Consider the following 1,788-nt stretch of genomic DNA (forward strand, 5'->3'; position numbering starts at 1 on the left):
GCGCGGGGGCGGTTCGGGCAGTCCGGTCGCTCACGGCGCGTGGGTCGGACCCTGCGAGCCGCACGGCAGGGTGGTTCTGGGTCCACCCCTGTGGGGGTGCTGGACCGCTGGTGGGCCGAACGGGCCGTTCATAGCGTTGTGTTCATGATGGATGACACGAACGAAGAACGAAAAGGTGCCACCCGGCGGACGGCGCTGAGTGGGCTGGGACTCGCAGTGGGGGGCATGGCGCTGGCCACCGGGCTCGGAACCTCGCCGGCCGCGGCGGCCCCGCGTCGCGGGCTCGGGACTTACGTGCTGGTGCACGGTACCCACAGCGCCGGCGCGTTCTGGATGCCGATTGCGCGGGAACTGGTGCTGCGCGGCCACCGCGTCGTCATGGTGGACCAGCCGCGGCACGGCGCGGAGGCTTTCGTGGCGGAGTCGTACCAGCGGCAGGACCTCACAGCGATGGCGGTCGAGCCCTCCCCGCTGAAGGGCCTCGGGCTGGACGACTACGAGGCGCGCGTCACGGGCATCGTGCGGCAGGCCGCACGGAACGGCCCGGTGGTGCTGGTCGGGCACAGCCTGGGTGGCGTGTCGGTCAGCCGTGTCGGCGACGCCGTCCCGCACCTGCTTCACCACATCTGCTACATGGCGGCCTTCTGTCCCAGCCGCGTCCTGCCCACGGCGGACGCCTGCACGGCGGCACCCGAGAACGCGAACGCCGTCAGCCCGGTGGAGCTGACGGTGGGTGACCCGGACCGACTCGGGGTATTGCGGCTGAACTTCCGTACGGGTGTCAGCGGTGAGTTGGCCCTCCTGAAGGAGATGATCTGCGCGGACTACCCCGACGCCGACTTCCGCCGGATACTGGCCGGCATGCAGACCGACGAGCCCGTCGCCGCCTATGCGGGCCGTGCGGTCGGCCGGGCCGGCAACTGGGGACGCATTCCCCGCACGTACCTGCGATTCGGCAGGGACCGTACGATCGCCACCGCGCTCCAGGACAGAATGATCGCGGAAGCCGACGCGTCCACGCCCGGCAACAGCTTCCGCGTGCACGATTTCCCCGGGGCGTCACACGTCGGCCCTCTGGATCCCACCCCGGTTGCGGACGTCCTGGACACGCTCGCAGGGCAGAGGGGCTAGGTTCTGCCCGGCGGATTATGTGGCCTTCTGGTTGATCGCTCGTTGGTCCGGTCATGCGTCGGGGGGATCTGACGAATCGCGAGTGGTCGCTTCTGGAGCCGCACCTGCTGCCTTCGGTTGGTCGGGGAGGCCGGTGGAGTGACCACCACACGGTGGTGAACGGCATCCTGTTCCGGGTCCGGACCGGAGTTCCGTGGCGTGATCTGCCGGAACGCTACGGATCCTGGAAAACCGTGTACGAACGGCATCGCCGATGGTCGGCGGACGGGACCTGGGAGCGGATCCTGCAGACGGTCCAGGCGGACGCCGATCTCGTCGGTCGCGTCGACTGGTCGATGGTCGGAGTCGACTCCACATCCCGCCGGGCCCATCAGCACGCGGCCGGTGCCCGAAAGGCCCGGCCGCGGGTCCCGAAAAAGGACGACGCCCCGGCACCACCGCCCCGACGAGGGACTCGGACGGTCCCGGGTGGGCTGACCTGCAAGATCCACCTTGCCGGCGAGGGCGGCTGCCGTCCTTTGGCCTTCCTTCTTACGCCCGGCCGGTGGGGTGACGCACCGCAGATGACCGAGGTTCTGGACCGGATCCGGGTTCCCCGTCCATCGGGCGGGCGCCCCCGAAGCTGGCCGGCTCATGTCAGCGGCGACCAGGCATACA

General features: G+C 70.1%; 1 protein-coding gene and 1 pseudogene. Both read left to right on the top strand.

The window, feature by feature from the left end; genetic code table 11:
• Window positions 1-225 precede the first annotated feature (225 nt).
• Entirely contained in the window at window positions 226-1,131 is a 906-nt protein-coding gene (locus ABZ622_RS41985; RefSeq protein ID WP_360552600.1) for an alpha/beta hydrolase, read from the top strand.
• A 53-nt stretch (window positions 1,132-1,184) separates the two neighbouring features.
• Window positions 1,185-1,775: pseudogene (locus tag ABZ622_RS41990) on the top strand (IS5 family transposase); the annotation flags it as partial.
• Window positions 1,776-1,788 lie beyond the last annotated feature (13 nt).

The sequence above is a fragment of the Streptomyces sp. NPDC007164 genome, assembly GCF_040634135.1.
In the GTDB taxonomy this organism is placed as follows: Bacteria; Actinomycetota; Actinomycetes; order Streptomycetales; family Streptomycetaceae; genus Streptomyces; species Streptomyces sanglieri.

Coding starts and splice junctions, on each gene's coding strand:
- ABZ622_RS41985 (WP_360552600.1), top strand. CDS start 226: ATGGCGCTGGCCACCGGGCTCGGAACCTCGCCGGCCGCGGCGGCCCCG.